1 protein-coding gene is annotated in these 1137 nt (G+C 58.9%); it reads left to right on the forward strand.

The genetic code is table 11. The annotated features are described in order from the left end of the window. The coding region (locus tag ACUN9X_RS18830; protein WP_445474036.1) for an efflux RND transporter periplasmic adaptor subunit at positions 1–1076 on the forward strand (1076 nt) is incomplete at its 5' end. Between the last annotated feature and the right edge of the window lie 61 nt (positions 1077–1137).

The raw sequence follows: 1137 nt of genomic DNA on the forward strand, positions 1-1137 counted from the left end.
GTGACAATAATCAAAACGCTGGGGAGGGTAGTGGCAGGCCAGCCCCGGAGGTCATCGTGGAAACGGCTGAAACAACCAACGTGACAGTGCGCCAGGACTATGCCGGTCGGGCTCGTGGGGCGCGGGAAGTAGAAGTTCGCGCCCGGATTCAGGGCATCCTCGAGGAACGCCTGTATCGCGAAGGCCAGATTGTCAGTGAGGGTGACTCTCTGTTCCGCATTGACCCAAAGCCTTCGGAAGCCGCACTGCAGGGGGCAAAGGCTCAACGCCAGGTGGCTGAAGCGGATCTCCGCCAGGCTGAGCGGGAATGGAATCGCATATCCTCATTGTACGAGCGTAATGCGGTCAGTGAACGGGATCGTGACTCCGCCCGTTCCGCCCTGGAACTGGCCCAGGCCAATCTGGCTGTTGCCGAGGCAGGCGTTACGGAAGCTGAACTGAATTTGGGCTATACCGACGTCAGGGCTCCGGTCAATGGTGTGACCAGTCTTGAAGACCTGCCCGAAGGGAGCCTGATTGATCAGGGCACGCTGCTGACCACCATTGTGCAACAGAATCCGGTGCATGTTCGGTTTGCGCTGCCGGAGAACGATGCCGCCATACAGCGTGCCGCCCGCGAGGCAATGACGGATTCAGCCAGCGCTAAAGACATAGACGCCACGCTGATCATGACGAACGGGAAGGCGTATGACCGCACCGGCAAGGTGGATTTTACTGCCTCCACCCTAGACCCTCGCACGGGTACCGTGTCCGCCCGGGCTGTTTTCCCCAACCCCGACAACCAGATTATCCCCGGGCAGTTTGTGCGCGTAAGAGTGCAGCTCCGGAGCCTTGAAGGTGTTGTTACCGTACCGGAAAAAGCGGTGACCGAGGGCGCGGACGGGGCGCAGGTTTTCGTGGTTGATGATGACAGCATTGCCCGTGCACGCCCTGTGAGTCTCGGTCCGGTTGTGGATGGGCGTCAGGTCATACTGGACGGCCTGAAAGCGGACGAAGCCTTCATCACCAGCGGTCTTGTGAATCTCAGGGATGGCGCTGAAGTAAACGTCAGGGATGAGAGCGAGGAGGCTGAGTAATGCTGCGCACCTTCATTGACCGTCCGATATTCGCATCCGTTATTTCTATCATCATTGTCAT

This window comes from Marinobacter sp. V032 (genome assembly GCF_052645435.1).